General features: G+C 35.4%; 16 protein-coding genes. All 16 read left to right on the top strand.

Annotation, left to right across the window (positions count from 1 at the left end):
* The first annotated feature begins 497 nt into the window (after positions 1 to 497).
* Positions 498 to 788: a hypothetical protein gene (locus PAEAM_RS31800; RefSeq protein ID WP_100528006.1), complete on the top strand. Its 291-nt coding sequence runs from the start codon at positions 498 to 500 to the stop codon at positions 786 to 788.
* Positions 789 to 1,121: 333 nt separating this feature from the next.
* The gene (locus PAEAM_RS14225; protein WP_133120442.1) at positions 1,122 to 1,940 is read left to right on the top strand and encodes a hypothetical protein; all 819 of its coding nucleotides are present in this window, start codon (positions 1,122 to 1,124) and stop codon (positions 1,938 to 1,940) included.
* A gap of 1,120 nt (positions 1,941 to 3,060) precedes the next feature.
* Complete coding sequence (locus PAEAM_RS14215; protein WP_165789927.1) at positions 3,061 to 3,897, top strand: hypothetical protein; 837 nt, start codon at positions 3,061 to 3,063, stop codon at positions 3,895 to 3,897.
* A complete protein-coding gene (locus PAEAM_RS14210) occupies positions 3,866 to 4,153 on the top strand; it encodes a hypothetical protein (protein WP_100528001.1) in 288 nt (95 codons plus the stop codon). Before PAEAM_RS14215 ends, PAEAM_RS14210 begins: the two co-directional genes overlap by 32 nt.
* Positions 4,154 to 4,828: 675 nt before the next feature.
* Positions 4,829 to 5,995, top strand: coding sequence for a hypothetical protein (locus tag PAEAM_RS14205; protein ID WP_100528000.1), 1,167 nt, complete (start codon positions 4,829 to 4,831; stop codon positions 5,993 to 5,995).
* Positions 5,996 to 6,466: 471 nt separating this feature from the next.
* Complete coding sequence (locus tag PAEAM_RS14200) at positions 6,467 to 6,775, top strand: hypothetical protein (protein ID WP_100527999.1); 309 nt, start codon at positions 6,467 to 6,469, stop codon at positions 6,773 to 6,775.
* Positions 6,776 to 7,180: 405 nt separating this feature from the next.
* On the top strand, positions 7,181 to 7,759 hold the full coding sequence (locus tag PAEAM_RS14190) for a hypothetical protein (RefSeq protein ID WP_133120439.1): 579 nt from the start codon (positions 7,181 to 7,183) through the stop codon (positions 7,757 to 7,759).
* A 306-nt stretch (positions 7,760 to 8,065) separates the two neighbouring features.
* Complete coding sequence (locus tag PAEAM_RS14185; RefSeq protein ID WP_100527996.1) at positions 8,066 to 12,625, top strand: NACHT domain-containing protein; 4,560 nt, start codon at positions 8,066 to 8,068, stop codon at positions 12,623 to 12,625.
* A 586-nt stretch (positions 12,626 to 13,211) separates the two neighbouring features.
* A complete protein-coding gene (locus PAEAM_RS14180) occupies positions 13,212 to 13,490 on the top strand; it encodes a hypothetical protein (protein WP_100527995.1) in 279 nt (92 codons plus the stop codon).
* 169 nt (positions 13,491 to 13,659) lie between these two features.
* Positions 13,660 to 14,052: a hypothetical protein gene (locus PAEAM_RS14175; protein WP_100527994.1), complete on the top strand. Its 393-nt coding sequence runs from the start codon at positions 13,660 to 13,662 to the stop codon at positions 14,050 to 14,052.
* 927 nt (positions 14,053 to 14,979) lie between these two features.
* Positions 14,980 to 15,228: a hypothetical protein gene (locus PAEAM_RS14165; protein ID WP_100527993.1), complete on the top strand. Its 249-nt coding sequence runs from the start codon at positions 14,980 to 14,982 to the stop codon at positions 15,226 to 15,228.
* Between the two features lie 329 nt (positions 15,229 to 15,557).
* Positions 15,558 to 16,277: a hypothetical protein gene (locus tag PAEAM_RS14160; RefSeq protein ID WP_100527992.1), complete on the top strand. Its 720-nt coding sequence runs from the start codon at positions 15,558 to 15,560 to the stop codon at positions 16,275 to 16,277.
* A 450-nt stretch (positions 16,278 to 16,727) separates the two neighbouring features.
* The gene (locus tag PAEAM_RS14155) at positions 16,728 to 17,855 is read left to right on the top strand and encodes a restriction endonuclease (protein ID WP_100527991.1); all 1,128 of its coding nucleotides are present in this window, start codon (positions 16,728 to 16,730) and stop codon (positions 17,853 to 17,855) included.
* 88 nt (positions 17,856 to 17,943) lie between these two features.
* Positions 17,944 to 18,081, top strand: a complete 138-nt coding sequence (locus PAEAM_RS31795; RefSeq protein ID WP_165789926.1) for a hypothetical protein — start codon at positions 17,944 to 17,946, stop codon at positions 18,079 to 18,081.
* Positions 18,082 to 18,341: 260 nt separating this feature from the next.
* Positions 18,342 to 19,601 carry a hypothetical protein gene (locus PAEAM_RS14150; protein WP_243391361.1) on the top strand — a complete coding sequence of 420 codons (1,260 nt, stop codon included), beginning with the start codon at positions 18,342 to 18,344 and terminating at the stop codon, positions 19,599 to 19,601.
* Between the two features lie 639 nt (positions 19,602 to 20,240).
* A complete protein-coding gene (locus PAEAM_RS14145; protein WP_100527990.1) occupies positions 20,241 to 22,253 on the top strand; it encodes an ATP-dependent nuclease in 2,013 nt (670 codons plus the stop codon).
* Positions 22,254 to 22,255: the final 2 nt, after the last annotated feature.

Here is a 22,255-nt window from a genome sequence, read left to right as displayed (position 1 = left end):
AACAAACACCTCAAATTTCTTAGTTATATGACCTTTGTTATTTATTATAACTTTATTATTGTTATTTGAAAAATGAGAGTAGCTTGTATTAACTAGTCTTGAGTATTTTATATTCCGAACAGAAATAATTTATTAGGGATATGAATGATTTATAAAATTCAAATAGAAAATTAATAATGTATTGATCTGTTTATTATTAAAGAATTTATTTTTATGAAATTCCGAATGAAAATGTATCTCTTAAGCTGTGGTGAAAATTGAAAGTCGCTCACCTTATGTAGAATTCAGTCGAAATGAGGAAGGAGTTCGAATGGAAGTGTGGAATATTCACTATTATAGAATCAATGAATAGCTACGGAGAAAAGAGTGATTAGGTGGCAAAGAAAAATAATCCGCTTTATGAGAAAAGCTCAAAGCAGCTTACCGATGTACTAAAGGATTTATTTGGGGACAGTGATCCGCTTCTTATGATGAATAGATAATACAGACCGCTCCCGTTGAAGAAAAAGGACGATATTGAGTATGAAGTCAGGTACCACACGACTGATCTCGAAAAGGATGGACATAAGATCATTCATGTAGCCCAGAACCGATTTGGGGAAAGTGTCATGATTTACCGCTTAATGTATGGTGACGGGATGGATGATATAAACATTCATCTTAGGGTGAAGGTCATTTCCAAAGATGGGGTAAAAGTGCCTGATTCGAATGTCCACGTACATGTTGAAAACAAACATATGAATATTGCAGATATAAAGATTGAAGGAGAGCGGGTCAATCGTGATTGAAGGGCTCATGAAAATAGTCCATGAGATGCAAATCAAAGTTATTACCGGGTGGATTTCCTCAGTAGACTGGGATCATATTGACAGGTCGGAACATTTCCACAGAAAATATGGTTTTGACTGTCAACTTGATCATGAGAATAAGCGAGGTACCATTGTTTGGGTTAGCCGAGAACTCGGATCTACTCAATATTAATAATGATGTTTTATCAGCCTGGTGACACACTCTACGAATTAAGGAGTTGAGAAGAACTGCTAGTAATTGAAGTTTTGCTCTATAATCTGTTGTTGATAGTTCTCCTGATAGTTCTCATTCTAGCTTTGATTTTATTCTTCATGATTAAACATGAAGGTAACATCGAAGATACACGTAATTTTATTAAAGAGTTGTATGATAGAATATTGACTTGGGATGAACGTTGGATTTCAGAAGGACTGGAGAAATGGGAAGAAGGAATACGACGAGACGAAGGAAATCAAAAATTATTGTTCAGAGACTTTTTTAAGAGTTGTGGTATTAGCTTTATCTTATCTAATAAATTTTCCGCTTATTGGGGAGATCTGCAAAGTGTTAATCTTGAAGGTGTTAAAGTAGAAACGGATAACTATTCTTTTTGTGTACATAAGTTAATTCACAAAGATGGGATACTAACATTAATGTGTAAAATAGAGGGCGGCCTTAATCAAAAAACTCCAAGAATTAATAAAACAGGTGGATTCATCAATATTTACGACCGCAAACTAAACGTTAAAATATCACCTGTTGAAGATGGAGTTAACACACATATTATTTCTGTAAATCAACCACTAGGAAATAACGAGATTTCCTATGGAACTGAGATATCAATAGTATGCGTACTGAATAAAAACGATATAAAAGATAATATAATTGAGATACCGCCCTTTAAGATTCCTGAAGTAACTGTTCCGACACAGGTGAGCGATGTTTTTGCAAAAAGTAACTATTTATTGTTCTGTGCCTTTGGTGGATTTAATTTTATAGCACTTATAGCTGTCTTTATGTTATCCCTTCTGCTAATTATATCATGGAAGGTGATACCTTTTGTGATAATAATAAGCGTTATGGTTATATTGCTTTCTGTAAAGTTAAACTTGAAGTTATTTGGAATTATCTACAATTCACTTAGATCATAATGGAAACGGATATTCATTGAGCAATAACGTGGAAGAAGCCGTGTTTTAGCCAATATATACAATGAATTTTGGTTGAATCATCGATGCAGAGTGCTCATCTTAACCAACTCTCGGATTAAGCTAAAATTTGACTAGCGCACTGTTGTAGACATTATTAGATTTCGTTAACTGATCAGCATAGTCACTTTCAGAATGTATTAGATATTCAGGTAAGGTGCAAAGTCGAGCTATAGTATTATCAAGAAGACTGTCGGACAATTCCAATCATTACTTAGGATTTTTAATCAAAACTCTGGTTACAACAGGTGGGATTGAATCTTTGACTCCAACGACATATGAATCCCAGAAGTGGTAAGGAATGATGATCTTGAATTTGACATCGTATCGAGTAAAAGCCATTGTCGAGGTATGGGAAAAGGGTGGTAAGATAATTCCGCTCTTAGGAAGGGAAATTTGTCACTTCCTTGAAACGAACTGCATGTCTTTCATAATTCTCTTTGGGTTTTCAACTAAATATGGCTTGTCGTTACCGCCAACGTTATTAAACGATAAGAGTCGGCTGCAAGCTTTTGAATTTCTTAATGATGCCATGGGAATTATGCAAAGAGATAAGACTTAAGATGCTTTACGTCAATGTCTTTCAACCATTGAATCCTAAATAGATTTTGGTAAAGAGCGTGGCAGACCATATAGTGATAAAGTATGGGAAGAACTACTTCAAGATATAACACTTCGGAAGAAAGCTGGTATTGTAGGATTAATGGCAGGTGAAACGCCATATCCAATAAGGTTGGACATCATAGAAATTCAAAACAGAAAGAAAACGGAAATCTCGCAACCATGTTTCTGAAATGGGTGGAACTTTATTTTAAAATTTGATTTCGAAAAAAGTTGAAGCTAATTTCAAGCTGCTGTGGAAACGGCAGCTTTTTTATTTATAGCGGGCGTATATTGAGACTCGATCCTTAATGGGATAAGATAAGAGAGATGTAGGTTCCTTACTGAAAGAGATGTACGGCAGAAATGGATGATTTAGAATTCTACGAGCAGTGTATTCAGCGATATGCAGAGAGCCAAAGATTGGATCTAGCCGGAACGGCAGCTTTTTTTACAAGACAAGTTGCAAAACGAACCGGATGTTTTAAACAAGTTGATTTCGGTAAGAAAGCAGATGCTAACCCCGGAAGACCATAATTTGGTTCATATAGTTGGTAATAATTTTCCTACTCTAATTGGTGATGAGCATTCCGCAGTCACAAGTATATTAGTAGAGATCTTTAAGGCTAGTCGGATTTATCATCAAGTTAAATCTTTTGAGGGGTATAATCCCTCACAGCCAATTTTTCAGGCGCATCCAGAGCTTTATGATAAGCTCAGAAAAAAGTCAAACGGAAATCCTGTTCTTGAGTTAATTCGATTAGATGCAGTTGGTTATAAACCGATTCCCAATTTACCTAGACACAAAACTTGTAAGTACAAAGACTCATTTCTTCAGATTGACAGATACCTCAATTCAATGATTCCTTCTTATTTTATCCAAAAGTATGGCACCGAAAAATTATACATTCGAGTCGATCCATACACTGTCTCTAAAAAGGCACCGCCACTATCTTTAGAAGAAGAGTTTATTCAACGCCCTAATCCGTATTGGATAGAAAGATTAATAATTCATCCTGATCAGCATGAAGGTAGTGAGTTGTTTTTGCCTCAATATACTGTTGATGATATACAAGGAAATGAATGGAAACGAAAGCAGTGTTGGGAATATCAAATTAGTGGCATTCGTAAATTACAAATTGTAGCCACTATGAAGAATGAAGGTAACAGGAAACATTTTAGTATATCACTAGAGGAGCTTTCCGAGGAATCAATTGATGACGGGATGCTAATCGGAAGAATGATTCACTTGGATGCAATGGATTCTTATGACACAGAAATTCGATCAGGTGAGACTTAATCATTTGGATCTTGCGATTAACATTTATACAGAGGACAGTATCAAAGAGCGAATGAATTCTACCTTGACCAAAGGTAAGCGTATTACGGACGCGATTTATCGCACTCATCTAATTCGTGCTGATGATATTATGTTCTCCGACCTGCTCGTGATAGCTCAAATCTTTTTCCAATCAAAGACAATGATTAAAGAATGGATTGATAGTCAGTTTCAGTTCCGCTCTGTCGGAGCTGAAACCGATAACAAAGAAGCTTAGAAAAGGATTAATAGCTTAAAGAATCTGTTACCCGAGATTAAGGAATATGTCGCTGAGAGGCTCTTGTTGAGTAAGAAATGAAGTTTTAGATTTAACAGAAGCGGCTCTCCTTATGGGCAGCCGATCGTTTAGCAATTTTACTCGCTTAACAATTGAAGGTGGCTTACATCCTAAACATGCTTTATATAATAAAAGTAGATGAAGCACAAGGCCCACCAAGGCTATTTCGTCGAGCAAGAAACATTATGCATTACAAATCACCAACATAGGAACAAGCCCACTAGAAGAATAAAAACGTTTATGCTCGTTAGAATTATCACTTAAGTTTTGCTCTCAGGATACTATACAGCTTAGTTTGAGAAAGTTCTCCGATATGGAACCAAGGATTGTATGATCCGGGTTGGAAAATCGGCCGCTTATTCCTTAACGATTCTGGTCTTATCGATCATTGCCCAAGGCTTATGGTGCGGATGGGTAGGAACTGTAGTATCCGTGGGAATCGGCTTTACTGTGATAGTCTTCAAATTTGGACAATCGCGTTATAATCAGGGTCTAGTAGAACGGCTACGGCTATATACCATTCAGAAGTACGAGCCACTTCTGTAGAGCAATTGTATCTATTTAGTCATGCACCCTTTCAAAGGTGAGTAGGCCAACCAATTATTGGAGGTAATTATGGAAAAATCGCCGCCGGAGGTCGACTTAGACATTTGTAACACGGAGAAATTGATTTCTAAAATCAAAGGATTTCTATGGAATATTCGTAATTGGGAGTTAGGGCAAATAGATTCATTAGTTAAAACAGATCGAAGCTCATCCATAAAAAACATTTCTAAATACAGAGTAGTTCAAAGATTATTTCCGTGTCCAGTTGTTCTTATCGAATTACAGAATGATATTTGTGCATTGGGTTTCAGAATTGGTCAAGGGAGCTATAGCTTTGAGAAACAGCTTCCTAACGAATTTATTCTTGACCAGCTTCATGGTGCAGGTGAGACATGGGATGAGATGTTTGATAAAGGTAATTCAATTGTATGGATAACTGTAAGTAAGACAGAGATTTTCAACTTAAGATATGCCTATTCGAAGTTAGAACAAGCAGTCAAATCCTATGTTATTGATGAGGTTAAGATGCTTCATCAAATTCGTGATGAGGCCTTAAATGACATTGGATTCCACTCTATCCAGTTAACTAGGGCAACTGGAGAACCCGATATACGAATACAAGCTACCGCTCGATTTTTTAACGGTGTGTCAAAGACGCTAACTTCTGAAGATTTGGTTCTGGACATGATGAACTATTCAAAGTTGTCGAATGTAATTCCTTCTAATATTGATGATGTGATGCAGAGAGCAAGACTCTTATACGTTCATGGTTATAGCGAATGGGAGTTTCTTACTATGGCAGTACATTATGCGGTATTGTCGCTTGAAGCTTCATTGAGGTTACTATATGATACGTGGCTCGGCTCAAAACTTGTAATAATAGAAGCCAAAATCAACGGAGCTCCTGTTAGTGCTAAATTGGAACCATCAAGAGATACTATATTGAAATGGTCAAATCAGCAAAAGGCTCTTAATGTTACGGTTAAAGGAATGATACTTCCTCGCTCTAAGTCTAATCTAACTAATCATGCTGTTCATATTGGAGCTTTGACACAGTGGGAGAGGGAGAGAATAGATTATTTTTTGCAATTGCGTGATGCCCTATCTCATCCGACAGAAACCTTTATTGAATGGATTAATTGGAGTAGAAATCACATTAATGAGATCTGTCTTCTTATAAATTTTATGTGGAGTCGATTTCTTGTTGGGATGCCGAATAACTTTTCAATTGTGTAAAAAAGTTATCTACATGGTAAAAAAGGTTTTTGTAATGGAATTTATTTAATCGAGGAGAAACAATGAACATAGACTTTGATATACTAAAAATGCTCTATCCAGTGGGAATTCTGTAACGGCAGCGGAGATAATCAATGAAATATAACTTCAACATAGTAGTAATGTAATGAAACCAATACTTCTAGCTGATTGTCTACCCAAGCCACTCCAAAGAGATTTTGCTAATGTTGATACAGGAAATGGAAAAACCTCAATTGAGTCCACTCTTGAGGCAGGAATCGAAATGGTTAACACACTCATTACCTATTTATTCTATAAAGGAAAAAGATCCTGGAATGAGATTTAGAACTTGTTATTGATGTATCTCCATACGATATCCCACAAATAGAAAAAATGAGTCTACTCGCGTTACATCGAGGAATGATGAACTACTTGTGGGAGTTAGTGAAATACAGAGATTGGAGATGCTCTATGAAGCATAGCATTGAAGATGAAGAGTATATGTATTACGAGCCAATGGACGATGAATATTTGAAACTTGAATTAACTGCGATGCTTCGATACAGCTATAAGGATCAACTGGATTTTTTTAAGAGCGACAGTCGCAATAAGAGTTTGATACATAAACTTATCCCTTTGGAAAGTGATCTTGCGAAATCCATTGATCTCAGTAATCCCCGGTCCTTATTTTGCTTGGACATTAAAAAGGTAATGGATTTGGTTGAAGTTTATCAGAATATAAACAGTAGCGCTGTTAAATCCTTTGAATTTATAGATTAAGACTTTTGGGTTAAAAAACTATTGGCATTAATAAGAATATAAGTTTTGATAATTATTTTTTGCTTTTTTCCTATCTTCAAGCACTCGGGTCCGTATATAGCGAAAAAACTCACGAGAAATTTTATGATTTTAATCGGGAGAGTTACAGATATCTTGTCCCTAGAATAGAAAAAGAATTATTTGTTTCAAATTTCACTTAAATGTATGGGATAAAGCTTGCAATCGTAAGTGAGCTAATCAATATGCTGATATTTCAGCCTAAGGAGAATAAAGATAATTATTCGGATTTATTTTCACAACCGTTAGTTTACATGGGGAAAAAGGAAATTATCTTTGTACCGGCTTTAGTTAAACAGTTGAACTTACCTCGAATGATTAAACAGCAATTCGGTATTTGGAAAATAGATGATGCTTATAAAGGGAAAGCATATTAATAGAGCACTCTCAATTAATTCAAGCCTTCACGTAAACGTTGGAGGGTTAAAGCTAGAGGATGCTTTTGATGGAAAGTCTGCTGAATTTGATTTCATTGCGACTTTTGGAGACCATATCCTACTGATTGAGATGAAATGTCTTCGCAGGACTTATTCTCCTGAAGAAATTTTTCAAACTGAGCAAGAAGTTAATTATGGTGTGGAGCAAGTAAAAAGACGAGCATTAGTTTTGCAAGAGAATTGGAATAAAATTAGACAAGTAGCTACGATTGATTTACCAATTTATCCACCTGAGCCAATGAAAATGATTAAGGTAGTATGTTTGAATATCTTCAATTTTACAGCTAAAGAGAGGGAAGATGTTATTATTACAGATGTCTCCTCACTTACTAAATATTTTGTGAACCCTACTGTGGAACAATTTGAGATTGGTGATACAAGAAAAAAACAGGTGAGTATTCCCTTTGGAAAAAGGAATACCCTACTCCTTCAGAATTCAAAGAATTCCTTCAAAAACCCCATACAATTGCAGATATATACGATAGTTTAGAACCCGATGTGAGATCATTATTGTTAATCGATAATACTAATCATCCAATAGGTTTCTTAGATTTTTCTCTCACCAGTAACCAATTGATCTTTCAAACAAAAAAGCAAAGCCTATACGAGAAAGCTCAATTAGTGGAGAGAATGATAATCCTTTAAGAATACAGCCAAATAGAGGCAGGGGTAAATAGACGCTTTCTTGAATAATTGTTGTTAGTGAAGACATTCTTCAAATGTCAACACCAACTAATGAATTTATTGAAAATATAAGGTCTGAATTTTTTAAAAGGAAGTGGAAGGGGGGAGAGATGTGGCAATTGCTGAATCCGGAGGACCAACAACTCAGGCAGGAATTTCATATCAAAACGCCATCGCAGCGTTATACTTAGGTAGAATGCTTGATTCAAGATCTTTTTCTGAATCTGAGAAAGTGGCTAAAGTTAGAGTAGAGGCTCCTGAGAGTGTTGATGATATCGTAATTACATTTTCAAATGAAGTAAAGTGGTACATCCAAGCCAAAGAATCTATCTCTAAAGGTAATGGTGCAGAAAGTACATGGGGGAAATTGTGGAAGGATTTTGAGATACAGTTTACCCATCCTTCATTCAAAAAGGGGAAAGACAGATTACAATTAATCTGTGGCACATACAAGGATGAAATATATGATGCTCAGGACTTAGTAGAACGAGCTTCAAGTTGCGAAAGTTACGAGGAATGGCAAGGAAGGCTTACGACAAATCAGCTCGTATTCTTTGAACATCTCAGCAAATTCTTATCTTTAGAATTAAAAGAGAATAATGATTTAATATTACAATTTTTTATGAGCATAGATGTAAAAATAGAGCCTAGGCAGACAGTTGAGAAAGATAAGATGAGATACTGGATACCAGAATCTAATTTGTCACCTACTGTTTTGTTTTCAATCCTTCGGGATAAAGTAGGGGGTGATGCTCGGATTAGAGGATCACATACGCTTAAAAGTCTCCAGGAGTGGCTGCAAGACAATCAGATTGTAATATCTGAATCAGTATCACTCTCAGAATTGCGTTCTGCTGTCTATTCCTGTAGTTCTATTATAAGGCATCAGAAGAACACAATAGGGAATACGGGGAAAAAGCTTTTGCGTGATAACTACAAAGATATCTCTAAGTGGCTTTTGGAAACTTCAGACAAGGAGCCTGTAGGAATACTTTTGGATCAAGCAGGTACAGGAAAAACGATTGTTATTCAAGAGGTTCTCGAGGAATTAGAGAGCCGGCAAGTCGATGTTCTGGCGATCAAAGCAGATCAGCAACTATTAGATGCCCAGAGCCTGAAGGATGTACAAAGCAAATTGGATCTTCCTGTGCGAGTGGAAAGACTCGCAGATACGTTAGCTAAACAGGGGCGATTTGTTGTATTAATTGATCAAATTGACGCTCTTTCCCTATCAATGGCCCACGATCAAGGTTCATTAAAATTGGCATTAGATTTGATTTCTAGACTGCGTTCCATCCCAGGCGTGCGTATCATTATCAGTTGTCGTAAATTTGATTTTGATAGTGATCCTCGTCTTAAAAATCTTGAGAATTGTAAAGTTTTTTCTCTTGAAGAGTTTTCTAATGAAGAAGTCGGGAATTTTCTATGCGATGTAGGTGTGGATTACAAACAGTTATTACCCACAACAAAGAATTTGTTGAGAATCCCATTACATCTAAACCTCTTCCTAATGGCTTATGAATCAGATGGAAGTAAAGAATTATTGCAAGAATGTAGTCTTTCAAGTCTCCAAGAACTTTACCAGCTTGTATGGGACTGGGTGATTATGAAGCATCACACCGATGCGCCAGCCGCTTGGGAACGCGAACATGCTCTTTTCCTAATTGCAGAGTACATGGACAATACGCAAAGAATTACGGTACCAAAGTTTCTTTTTAGTAAGAAGGAAGCAAGCGCTTTAGAACGTGCCTTCCACTGGTTATTGAGTGAGGGCATTATATTAGCTGAAGGCAAAGAATTGAGTTTTTTTCATCAAACTTTTTTTGATTATTGCTATGCTAGAAAATTTGTACAACAGGGAAATTCTCTTGTTGAGATCATAGTTGCTTCCCCGCAAGGTTTATTTCAGCGACCACAATTGGTGCAAGTTATGTCATATCTACGAGGTCAGAATGATAAACGTTCCTATTTTAAGCAGCTTAATGCTCTCTTAGAATCTAACGATTTGCGATACCATCTAAAAAATCATCTTTATCGTTGGTTTACTGCTCTCGCTTCCCCTACAGAACAAGAATGGAGACTAATGAAGCGGCTGTCGGCAGACTTAAATGTGCGCTCTCAACTCTTACGATTCTCATATTTTAATCCTGGATGGTTTGAATATTGGAAAACTCAAGTAATCCCTGAAATACTGGATGTGCAAGATGAGGGGTTTTTAGATGAAATCTTTGGCTATTTAACTTCAATGATTGATTTGCGACAGGGTGAAATTATTGAGTTAGTTCGCCCTTATTATAAAAAAAGTCAACGTTTAGAACAGCTTGTTGGAAGCCTAGTTTTGCAGATTCGCTCGTGGAAATGCGAGGAAGCTGTAAAGTTGTTTGAAGTTTTAATGAGTAAAAGTGAACTCGATAGTGTTTCATACTTTGGTTGGGAAGAACTTGCGCAGTACGATTCGGAGGCTGTTTGCCGTATTTTAAGGAATTTTATGGAACAAGCTATAAATAACTACAGAAGAAAAAAAGAAGAGCAAATTAAAAACGAAACAAAATCCGATTCATTTAGTTTTATATCTTTTAGTGAAGAGATAAACAAATTGGATTCAACATTAATGGATGAAGCTCTTCAAATTATTGTGAACAAATCAGCGTCGTACTTCTTGGAATTGTTTATTCCTTTGTTGATAGAAGCGGTGAAGATTGAAAGCTACGAGATTCTAGAAACTGAAGAGAGTTTTATTCCCGATTCACTATTTCGTAATTGGTACGACACAAACTTTGTTAAGTTTGATGTTGTGCTGAATAGAGCGTTGGTAAAAGCTTTTATTCTCTTATCGCAAGAACACCCGCGAATATTTGTGGAGAAGATTAACTATTTGTCTAGTAATCATTATGATTCTATACAGTTTTTGATAGCACATATACTACGGCAAGTACCAGAACAACACTCCATAACAGCTCTTAATTTCGTCTTAGCTGATCCACGTAGATTAACACTTGGTAATGAAGATTTTGAAAGCAGATATCTGATTCAATCAATAATACCTTATCTTAAGGAATCAGAACATCGAGAATTGGAAAATTTGATAATATCCCGTTTACCCTTAAATAAAATGTGGAAACTAGATAGATATATGTATTATGACCTTAGTCAGTATAGAATTCTAAGTTCGATATCTAGTGAAAACCTCAGTTCGCATGGAAAACAACGATTAATGGAGTTAGAGAGGAAATTTCCAGAGTACCAAGCATCTGATAACCCCCGCCGGATTAGAGGCAGAGCAGTAGGTGCACCAATTGATGCTGAGTCAGTGAGAAAAATGACAAATCAGCAATGGAAAAAGGCGATGACTAAATACCAAAGAGGAGTCAGACATTCTGATTGGTCAAAGGGAGGGGCTGAATCTCTGGCTCGACTGCTGCAGGAGCAAGTGAGGAAAGAACCTGAACGATTTATAAACTTTTTCTCAGTAAATAAAGATGACTTTGACCACAACTATGTGCAGGCAGTGTTAAATGGACTATCTGAATCTACCATTTCAGGAAGTGAATTCTTTGCTGCTATCAGTCTTTTTGTAGGGTATGATGATCGAAATATACGGAGAACTATAGCATGGTCTGTTGAAAAACGAGCAGATGAAGAAGTACCGGAGCGGATTATAGGCCTCTTAATTAGTTATTTTTACGATATATCCTTAATAGAAGCATCTTATACTGAAGACCCGGTATCAGGTTATCATGACTCAGTTCGTGGAGCTGCCATGAATGCGTTGATGAAGATATATCGTATGAAGGAAAAGGATAAGTGGAAAATCCTTGATTATGCTGTCGGTTGCGAGGATATTTCTTTAAGGGCTGGTGCAATTTATGAATTGATATATATGATTCAAATAGATCGTGAACGTTCATTAGATTTATTTGAGAAAGCAATTGAAGGGAATCCTCAGTTATACCGTATAACTTATACAAATGATTTTTGTTATTGTGCAATGGGTCAGCCATTTGAACGTCTCATTTCTAAGTTAGACGCATTTATCACTGATGAGAAGGATGAGATTCAACAAAGCGGTGCTGAACTTGTTACTTTATCTTTAATTTCTGAGAATCTCTTTGAGAGTCAATATGTTAAAGAGCAAGTTATGACCTTACTAACAAAAACGATAAATGGTAATCCTTATCATCGTCGAGGTGTTGCGCGAATACTTTCATATAATTTTCCGGATAATGTCTCCACTATTCTTGTAGATGGATTACTCCAGCTAATGAACGATGAGGACGAAGAAGTTCAGCGTCAGATTAGTTTTTTATTGCTCGATATTAAGAAAAACTGCAAAGAACTAAGACAAGAAATTCGGACGATACTTATGGCATTTGCAGGCTCAAGATCAATGACATACGGAGGGAAATTAGGTGCAATCTTATGGCAACATGCTACCGATTATCCAGAGTGGACCCTTATTGCTATCAGTGAGATTATGGGTAATGAGCATCTTCGTAATAGAGATAATTGGTACCTTGATTCAAGAAAATTAATACTTGCCGTAATAAACATCTACACAGATCCCTTATCAGATGAGGTCCTACAGAACCGAGCAATGGATATATTCGATATCTTAATGAATTCTTTTTCCATGCATGCCCAGGGTATCCTTGCAGAGTGGGATCGTCGTTAGGGAGGATAATGTGAATAACCTGACAAATGATTGAAACTACGTTTTCTCACCACTTCAAGGTGTACAGAGTATAGCGGAACGATACAAGCTGGGAAAAGTTCCGGATGGAGCGAGACAACATCATTCCACTTTTTGACTAAGCCGGTACGACCAGCATCATTAGAGGTGAAGTTGGTCGGTGAAACAGATATGACGCTGGGCTAGGAAGAAAATAAAAAGCAGTGCGGTACTGGATCCGGATGAACAGGACAATAGAGCGGATGTATCAGGATCTGAATTTGGCATTCCGGACGTACAATCTGGAACAGAATACCAATTTAAAGTGGCTAACGAAAATTTCTGAATCGGAGATCTTTCATCAAACTACTCGAATGAACCAAAACGCCAGTAGGTTGCTGTCACGGGACAAGAATATTGTGTCATTTATTATTTAAATATTACCAGTAGTAGCGTGCCTGGAGCAAATAGAAGTGGCAACTTAAGGCGGCCTGGTATGGGCGAGATCTTCAGATCGCCGATACCTTAGAGCCGATCATTCAGCGATGCCAAGTGTGCGAGACGCTCCATCCCGAGGTAGAAATTCGTTATGCTGTTAGTACTGGATAAGGTTGTTTCATTATTTAGTAATCCAAACCATAGTACCGGATGGAATAATGGGGAAAGTAATTTACACGAAGAGAAAGAAGGATTAAAAAGAGAGGCTTATGATACCGCTGAGGAAAAACGGAAACAGGCTAATCATTCAAAAGGAATGTTTGTAAAACAAGCTAATTATAATGCTAGGTACTCGCAATCAGAATGGAATCGAGCAGTTCGAGATGAAAGGGAATATCAGAGGGCCAAACGTAATGCAGATTCGTTATAGTTTGAATTGAACAAGTTGATAGACACTTATCACTATAAACTCATTATAAATTCTCAAAGCAGTGGCTTACTTTACAAAAGCGGAAAGATACCAAATGTAAATAATACAATTCCTACTTATTTTAATACATTCTACAATCGAAATTACAATTCAGAGGATGGTGTTGGTAATGGCCAAAAATACGATGTTAGTGTTAAATAGAACCGCTCGTAATATACCTAATTATGCAAATCAGATTGTATCAGATTATGAAAAGGCAAGCGAGGAATGGACTAGAATTTTATCCGATCCAAAAAGTAAAACAGTAGATGGCTTAGCTCAATTGATCAATAAACACACTGACACTTTCCTAGAACTAAACACAACCGGTACTTGGGAAGATGCCATGGTATGGAGTGCATTTATGTATTATAATGATGCACAAACAGGCTTGCAATTCGAAAGTGGAATGCATGCACAATTAATAATTGATGCATTTCATAAAAGTGACTGTTCTTCATATATTAAACGAACAGTCGATTATGCGTATTTTGTCCTTCGCGACAAGAAAATTGAGAAGTAATTGGAAATTTTACATCCACGTGGGTAGAGCAAAAGGGGTATTGAAGATAATCCCCGAATCCATCAACAAAGAGGAATAGCTTTAGTTGGGAAAGACAACACAAATATCCGTAAGACGTATTTCAAACCTATATAGGGTCAAACACGTACATCCTGCCAGAACAGCACTTATTAAGCTATGAGGTAATATATAATTTTGCGAGGTACAATATGAAAAAAACAACATTTTGCAATATTTTCAAATACGTTTGAGGAATATGAGGCATTTATTAATGCAGGTGTATTTTATTGGCCAAATGAACTTTCTAAATTAACACCTTACCAAAAAAAGCTTAAATCATATTGAACTTAAAGAAAAGGTAGGAGATAGAATAGCCATTGTAGTAGGGGCTAACATGAAGAATATCAAAGATGAATACTTAAAAGAAAAATTAACAATACTCCAATGATCACACATATTGCTGAAGTAGCTGAAGTGTACGAGAGACCTGTATTAGGTTTTTGATATACTCACGGGAGAAATCCGAGTCCTTCGTTTATGCTTCCATTTGAATTTTTACTTGAATAAAAAGCTTACAAAGGTATTTAGGCAAGAGTTTTAATACAAATGAGTTAAGGGAAATCGATACTGCAATTGAATTTGGTGAATGTATTTCTGAGTTGTTAAATAATAATGAGATTAGATTTACCCGATGTTATTTCAAAGATAAAGGCATTTATATTCAAGCAGAAAATGAAAATGATATTTTTGATTGGCTCCAGGGTGTCCTGTATAAAAAAAGCAGATAAAAGCATTAGTGATACATTAACATATAGGGAGCTGCCTGATAGAGATTCATTGGAGAAAAATTATTGATGCATGTAAAACTAAAGGGTTAGATGGGAAAACATATTTTTAAGTCTTCGGACGTGGCGTAGTAGCAGGTTTATGAAATTAAATATTCTGGAAGAAAAGTTTCAAGACATCGAAGGCAAGTTGCAAGAAGGCATCTCAACTAGATTAGTATCCAGTCATGAAGATTCTGACGAACTACCAATTAAAATTAAAAAGCATTTAGAAACACAAGCAACTGAATTTTCATATGAAGATGAGGTGGAACTTATGGGATTTTCACAGAATACAATTTCATGGCCCTCCTGGCACAGGCAAGACTTAGTGATATTAGTTATCCAATGAATACATACAGATATTCAAGTGGATCCCGTAATTTACACTCTCTCGCTGGTTGCAACTGTTGTGAGTGATCCTACGCTGGAATTTGCTCTTGGTTATGTACTCTAGCAAATGATCTTTTATAAATGAATAGTTGTTTGCAAAAACTCAATTCATTTCATGTTGTACATACTCCGTGATTATCTAATTTATCGATTTGTTTTTCCGATATATTAAGTAAGAAAGGGGGGTAGTCATCCATGTTATAGTCCAAGGAGGGAGGAGGATTATGAAAATCTAAGAGGTTAGTGATTACATAGATTTAATATGCAAATAGAAAAAGGAGTTCAAAGATGAAAAAGTCAGTAACCATTCTACACTTAGTGATGTTTGTATTATTAGTAGGTTGCAACTCTCAGAAAGTAGCCCCTAATGAAGTGAGTTCAACTAATAAAGTGGAAGAAGAAATAAAGGAAAAGATTCAGGTGGATTTAGCTATCGTTGAAGAGTACGACCAGATGAAGGAACTTAAGTTTTATGGTTCTACTAATTTACCTTCAGATATGAAGTTGGTATTAGATATTTCAAACAAAAAAGGATTTACGTCTCAAAGTACGGTTATCGTTCAAAATGGAATGTTTAGCAGTGAATGGTTTGAAGAAAAACCTGGAGATTATGAAATATTAGTCACATCACCTACACCAAAAGAGCAATCTCAGGTAGTTAAAGAAACTATTGGTGAAGAAGGTGAGCTTCTATTCGGTGAACATGTTTCATCTTATTCCAATGAAAACAATATAAAAGCGTTAATACCTGTATCATATCATGAAAAAGAGGAACAGCCTTTCAAGTATGATCCAAGTACTGCTGAAAACACACAAGATAGTACAGCTAGATCAGTAGATGAGGATGCAGTTTACCAGTATATCATGCAAGAATTTGATGTTATAACTAATTATGGTGAAAATTACTTCCCTGAAGTCCATGATCCGATCGTAATCGAAAAAGCAAGTAAGCATTTTGAGATGACTGTAAGTGAAGTTGATAAAATATTTATGGATAAAGCAATGTAATTACCCTAATGGGTTGTAATCTTCATACAGGCACTGGTTCCATTAGAAGCAGCTAATAGCTGTTTTTATTAAGTTTTGAGACAAAAACTTTGCCTTCGATTGCTAAATTGTGGTCTAAGGGGAGTAGAATTTATCCCCAAAATACGTCTCATTTACTTTACTATCACACTTTACTATCACTATTCAATTAACTTAACTACTATAAGGACGTAAACACAATGGGGATTTGTGTAAAATGACGTGTTATAATTATTCTGGTGTGTTGGAGCTTATTACTCAGTTGTCTAGTCATATGATTGCTGGCGTTGTTGATTAGTCTTGTGTCAAATTCACAGAATTGGATCGGTTATTTGTTTGGGGATGCTACTCTTGTTACTATTTTATGCTAATTAATGAAATGAATAAAGGCAGAGACAACATAAGTTAGATTCATAAATTTCGGGAGGCAACATGGACTGGAGAATGTATGAAACAGAAATTTATAAAAAGTTAAAGTCGGATTTTCCAAAGGTGCATATTGAATTTGATGTAAAAATATTAGGTCATCAAAGTAAAGTGGAAAGACAAGTTGATGTATTGGCATTGGGAAAATTTCTTGGTCAAGAGATAACTGTAGCAGTGGAATGCAAATATTATGCTAAAAATATTGATGTCAAGATTGTAGATGGTTTTATCGGATTTCTAGAAGACATCAAGGCTGATTTGGGTATAATTATAACGAACAAAGGGTTTTCCTCCGCTGCAAAAAACAGAGCTGAGGCCAAAAAAATTCGTTTGGAGATCCTTACTTTTAAAGAGTTCGAAGAATATAATTTGGCTTCTGCTATGTATGAAGAAATTTATGAAGAAGAAGCTGGGCTGGAGCCACTGCCTGATGATCAAGAAATTTTAGAACGGATAAATGAAAATGAAGATATTTTAGAAATGTTCGAACTGGCTAGAGATTATAAAGGTTCAATTACGGCATATGCGGATGAAATTCAAGAGCTTTATGATAGTATAAAAGTTGAGATTAAAGCTTCACAAGATATTGAGTATGTGAGAACGACACTGTATGACGTGTTATATGAATTTAATAAGTATGAGGTTATAAGCAGCAATAGATACCACTATTATCAAGCGATACTCGAGTACTTAAATTCTAATCAATTATTAGGATTCTTAAATGATATTGATATGGAGCTCGAAAGCTTCAGATCTAATGTTTATTCGATAGAGAATAAATGTTCAATATCCGACGAATTCTTTTTTGATTGCAGCCCTATAATATTAGAAAATTTTGATGGTGACCAAGCCATTATACAAACCAATGGAAACGTTTTCCCGGATAGAGGCGGTGCTGATAGTATTTTATTAAAGTTAATCACTAACGGGTGTGTAGATGCATCTGGAATTATTGAAGTAAGTTATGGTGATTATGAAATATCCGATGGAGGTTATGCTATGCCTACTTTTTCTGATGGTTTTTATTTGAATATAGAAGAAATAAAGTGTGAGTTAGAGATTTATATTAATAATTCACTTAATTCTTACGTTGAGCTAAGAAATGAGTTATATAGGCTATCACCAACACGGTAAAAATTTCGCATTAACCGCTTGCTAGGTGTTGAGAAGTATTTACCAGGGGGATGGGAACAAGAAGCTAGTGGTATAGGGGTGAATAATAATGACTGTTGCAGAACTGATAGAAATCCATAAGGCAATAGAGAATCCGGAGAAAGCAACAATTTTAATAAAGGATACCGCTGCTGGATTAAGGGAGAGTGAATATATTGATGACATGTTTGAGAATGTCAATATGTGATAAAAACAAAAAAACTAAACCGTTTAAAAAATCTGATAAGTATAACTTAGTTGCTCTAGAACGATTGATGAAGTGAGGTATGGCCTCGGTGAGTATTACATTGCTCCTAATCAACTACATAAATATGATATTTCTTCCAATGAAGGAGCTGATATGGACAGCTCCTTTAGTGTTTTTTCGCCGACAAGCTCGCAATATATGAACTGCCATCAGATTTATAATTGTACCCTTCATATACTAATATTCAAAGGAATGATACCTTGAAGAATAGAAAGTACCAAAAACAGAGAAAAAAATATGTAAACCAACTTATAGATATTATCGAAAATAGTACAGAGTATCAAGATTACATTGATTTGGATGAACGTTACAGGAGATTTGTTGAGGCAAAGGCTTTATTAAAAGTATGGGGTTTTTCTATCTTGGATACCTATGATAACAAAGCAATGAATCGACTCATTAAAAGAGTTTCTAAACTAAACATGGAAAAGTATCAAGTTACATTAAACTACAGACCAAAAAAGATTAGAGATCTAAATTATTTTACTCTGCAATATGTAGGCTCGAGTCAAACTTCACTAGCAAAAATAGAGTTTTTAGATGACAGATTTATAAGAGAGATAACCGTATCATTTTCACAAGTAAACAATAATCAAGCAGTGGTTGAGTTTAAAATTTCCTTCAATAAGATTATGGATGATAAAATGTTCTTTGATTTTATAAAGGATAATAAAGAGCTTGTTTATAACAAAAAATTCATGGAATACTACAATCTTGAAAATTTGATAAAAACAAGGGGTTACAGTGAAATTTATAGGATGTTTAATGAATTAGTTGGCTCAATGGTACAATCTAAATTAATGGAGATAGCAGAACTTAGTTATGGTTTATTATACAAATTACCATCACTAAAAGTGATAAATTATCCTAAAAACGTTTTTGATCAAGAAGCATTTAAGGATATCTTTTTGAGTACAACATATGAGATACGCAATGGTGAGCAATACCTGATTACTGATATGACAAGATCTGAGGGGTTAGAAATGGAGCTTTATTTTAGTGGGAGAACTTACTCTCCTCTAACCTTTACAAATATTTTGAGTATTTACAGAATGGATTTTTATTATTTTCTATTTGATAGGATAGAAGAATCCGAATTAAATCAAAAAATGAATAAGTACTTTAATCAAGCCAAAGACAATATCACTTCAAAAGATTATAAATGGCTTGTAAATAAAATTCGTGCGATTAACGACAACAAATTGCATATCAGCTCTCGGAAAAATGACAGAAGTGAGATTAGAGAGTGGAAAGCATTTTATGGGGGGGAAGAGATTGAACTTTATTTTGCAAACAATAAATATATTGAGAAATATAAAACAATTTATAGTGAATGTTTAGAACATATAAAAGTACTTTACTCAGTAGGTAAAGAGAGCCTAATAATCAATATTGCAATATTGACTTTAGTTGCTACACTTTTAGGTATAGGTGTAACAGTTCTGATGGCATTTCTTTGAATGGGGACGGGATAAGTTTTAATCTTGTCCTTTTTTTCTGCCCAGAGGAACTCATTATCTAGTTGGTGAAAGTCCAGACAAAGGAGTCGCCACGCCACCTTTGTAGCTAGGATGCCTGCTCATGACGGAATCTGTGTGATTCGGATTCGGTAAATATAATCTCCTATCGTTTCACCGGTAACAGTCTTATACACTTTTGATAAATAGACAGGGAAACACCTTTAGACAATTATACATGGGACTTTCGAAGCAATTAATTGATGGGAGTATCAAGTTGAAAATTTTAATGCCTATAACTCAAGTTAGACGCAGTAATTCAGTTATGCAAGCTTTTTTATCAGCGAGTGTATCCCAAACATAAGTGTTTCTAAATGGCAGGAATATAATTCATTATTGTATATTGTTTCTCAGGAAAAAAGAACCAATTGGGGAGTGGTGTCGCATGACAAAAACATTGTGTCGTCTCCGATTAAGGTGTACTATTCCTTATTCCTCGAAGAAGATAGAATCCCTATGTTATACTATAGATTTTAATCCTAGCAAGAATATATGCTAAAAATCCCTTTATATAACGTGACAAATGACCTATACTTTTTTTAGGAATAGTTCTCAATACACACAGGAGGGTAAGTGCTAGCTATGAAATCACCTTTTATATCGCGTATAATAATTAAAAATTTTAGGAATTTTAAGGAACTTGATATTTCATTGAGTCATAAACAAGTTCTCATTGGTGAAAACAATGTTGGGAAGACAAATCTCATTCGTGCAATACAGCTTATTTTAGACCCCAGATTAAATGATGAAGATCGGCAACTGGAAGAATCTGATTTCTACAATGGACTAGAGGATCCAATTGGAAATAACTCGGAAATTGAAATAATTATTGAAGTCCAAGGCTATGAACATAATAAAACTCTCCTTGCAGTTTTGTCAGATGCAACTATCTCAAAAGTACCTCCAACCTTGAGATTTACATATCGTTATTACCCAGTAGAAAGACAGGATGGTTCGAAGGATTATACTTATGTTATTTATCAAGGTAAAGATGAGACATGTCACTTTACTCATCGCCAACGGAAGTATTTTAATATTAGAGTTATTAATGCCCTACGAGACGTTGAAAGCGAAATTAAAAACTCGAAAAAATCTCCACTTGTAGAATTACTTAAAGAATATGAATTCAATAAAAATGAATTAGACACGATTGCTGATGATTTAAAAGTACAAAGTAATAAGCTACTTGACATGGATGAAATTCAAGACTTAATTGTTAAGATGAACTCACGATTCAGTAAAGTAATCGGGGTTCAGCCCGATTCCGAACTTCACCTTGAAACAATGGATTTCAATTCCAATCGTCTTCTTACAGCTCTTAAATTGATGATGGGGAAGAATAAAAGACCTACGAGTGAGACTAGTATGGGATTAACAAACATCCTTTATATCTCACTGATTCTCCTTTTACTTGAAGATAAAACAGTTCCAAGTTTCCTGAGCTTCAGTCAGTATCATTCATTAAAAGATCTCGACGATTCGTTAATTCTTGAAGAGTGCTACGAACAAACGGACAATGGAAACTTTAAATTGAAGGATGGAATTCCAGAGGAAGATTTAATTGTACTGTATAAATTTATGGATAGTCCAAATCGAGAATCGAAAGGCTTCACTCTACTTGCGTTGGAGGAGCCCGAAGCCCATCTACATCCAACACTTCAACGTGTTATTTATAAAGATGTCATGTATGGTGATGCATCTATACTCATGACAACACATTCGCCACATATTACATCAGTAGCCCCCCTTGATTCTATTGTACATTTGCGATGGTCATCAGACGGAACAAATGTAAATACAGCTTCAGAAATTGGACTGACACCTAGAGAACAGCAAGATCTTGAACGGTATTTAGATGTAAAAAGAGGAGAACTATATTTTGGAAAAGGTGTTATTTTAGTAGAAGGGATTGCTGAAGAATATTTAGTGCCAAAATTTGCAGAATTACTAGGTAAACCATTGGATTTAAAAGGAATTTTGGTTTGTAATATTAACTCTACAAACTTCAGTCCATTTATAAAATACTTAGATAAGCTTGGAATTCCGTATGTATGTATAACAGATGGCGACTATTATATTGAGGTTCCTGATCCAAAGAAATCTGATGGATCTAGAATTAGGAAGTACGGTACGATTAGAAATGATGATGATGACGATCATAAAATTTTCGGATATCTAGGTAATGAAATTGTAGGGAAAATGCTACTGGGTTTAGAAAAAATCTCTCCTGACGATATTGTGGAAGGTGATTGGGGAGAACAGGATACTTTATTTTCTAAACATGGGTTTTTTATAAGTTCTTATACGTTAGAAACTGAAATTATGCAAAGAAGTGCTTCTAATCCAATTTCTAAAAAAAGAATATGTTCTACATTTGATGAATTAACTAGTGGTGGGGATACGCAAAAGAAAAACTTTAAAAATGAATTGGAAACAGGGAAATATGATGCTTGCTTGCGAAAAATTGAAAATAGCGATAATGGAATCGGCAAGGGACGTTTCGCACAACGTTTTTCAACTAGATGCTTAAAGCAGCACATTCCTCAATATATAGAATCCGCTATTAATAAAATCTTCGAAAAAGTGGATGAGTGAAT

This window comes from Paenibacillus sp. GM1FR (genome assembly GCF_002803315.1).
Classification (GTDB): Bacteria; Bacillota; Bacilli; order Paenibacillales; family Paenibacillaceae; genus Paenibacillus; species Paenibacillus amylolyticus.
Note: the sequence above shows the minus strand (reverse complement) of the source record. Positions and strands in the feature narration are given on the sequence as shown.

What these genes read in the sequence shown, in the direction of transcription:
- PAEAM_RS14145 (WP_100527990.1), top strand. Translation starts at nt 20,241, where the DNA reads ATGAAATCACCTTTTATATCGCGTATAATAATTAAAAATTTTAGGAAT.
- PAEAM_RS14155 (WP_100527991.1), top strand. Translation starts at nt 16,728, where the DNA reads ATGGACTGGAGAATGTATGAAACAGAAATTTATAAAAAGTTAAAGTCG.
- PAEAM_RS14200 (WP_100527999.1), top strand. Translation starts at nt 6,467, where the DNA reads ATGAAGCATAGCATTGAAGATGAAGAGTATATGTATTACGAGCCAATG.
- PAEAM_RS14180 (WP_100527995.1), top strand. Translation starts at nt 13,212, where the DNA reads ATGCTGTTAGTACTGGATAAGGTTGTTTCATTATTTAGTAATCCAAAC.
- PAEAM_RS14190 (WP_133120439.1), top strand. Translation starts at nt 7,181, where the DNA reads ATGATGCTTATAAAGGGAAAGCATATTAATAGAGCACTCTCAATTAAT.
- PAEAM_RS14160 (WP_100527992.1), top strand. Translation starts at nt 15,558, where the DNA reads ATGAAAAAGTCAGTAACCATTCTACACTTAGTGATGTTTGTATTATTA.
- PAEAM_RS14225 (WP_133120442.1), top strand. Translation starts at nt 1,122, where the DNA reads ATGATTAAACATGAAGGTAACATCGAAGATACACGTAATTTTATTAAA.
- PAEAM_RS14175 (WP_100527994.1), top strand. Translation starts at nt 13,660, where the DNA reads ATGGCCAAAAATACGATGTTAGTGTTAAATAGAACCGCTCGTAATATA.
- PAEAM_RS14165 (WP_100527993.1), top strand. Translation starts at nt 14,980, where the DNA reads ATGAAATTAAATATTCTGGAAGAAAAGTTTCAAGACATCGAAGGCAAG.
- PAEAM_RS14205 (WP_100528000.1), top strand. Translation starts at nt 4,829, where the DNA reads ATGGAAAAATCGCCGCCGGAGGTCGACTTAGACATTTGTAACACGGAG.
- PAEAM_RS14210 (WP_100528001.1), top strand. Translation starts at nt 3,866, where the DNA reads ATGACACAGAAATTCGATCAGGTGAGACTTAATCATTTGGATCTTGCG.
- PAEAM_RS31795 (WP_165789926.1), top strand. Translation starts at nt 17,944, where the DNA reads ATGACTGTTGCAGAACTGATAGAAATCCATAAGGCAATAGAGAATCCG.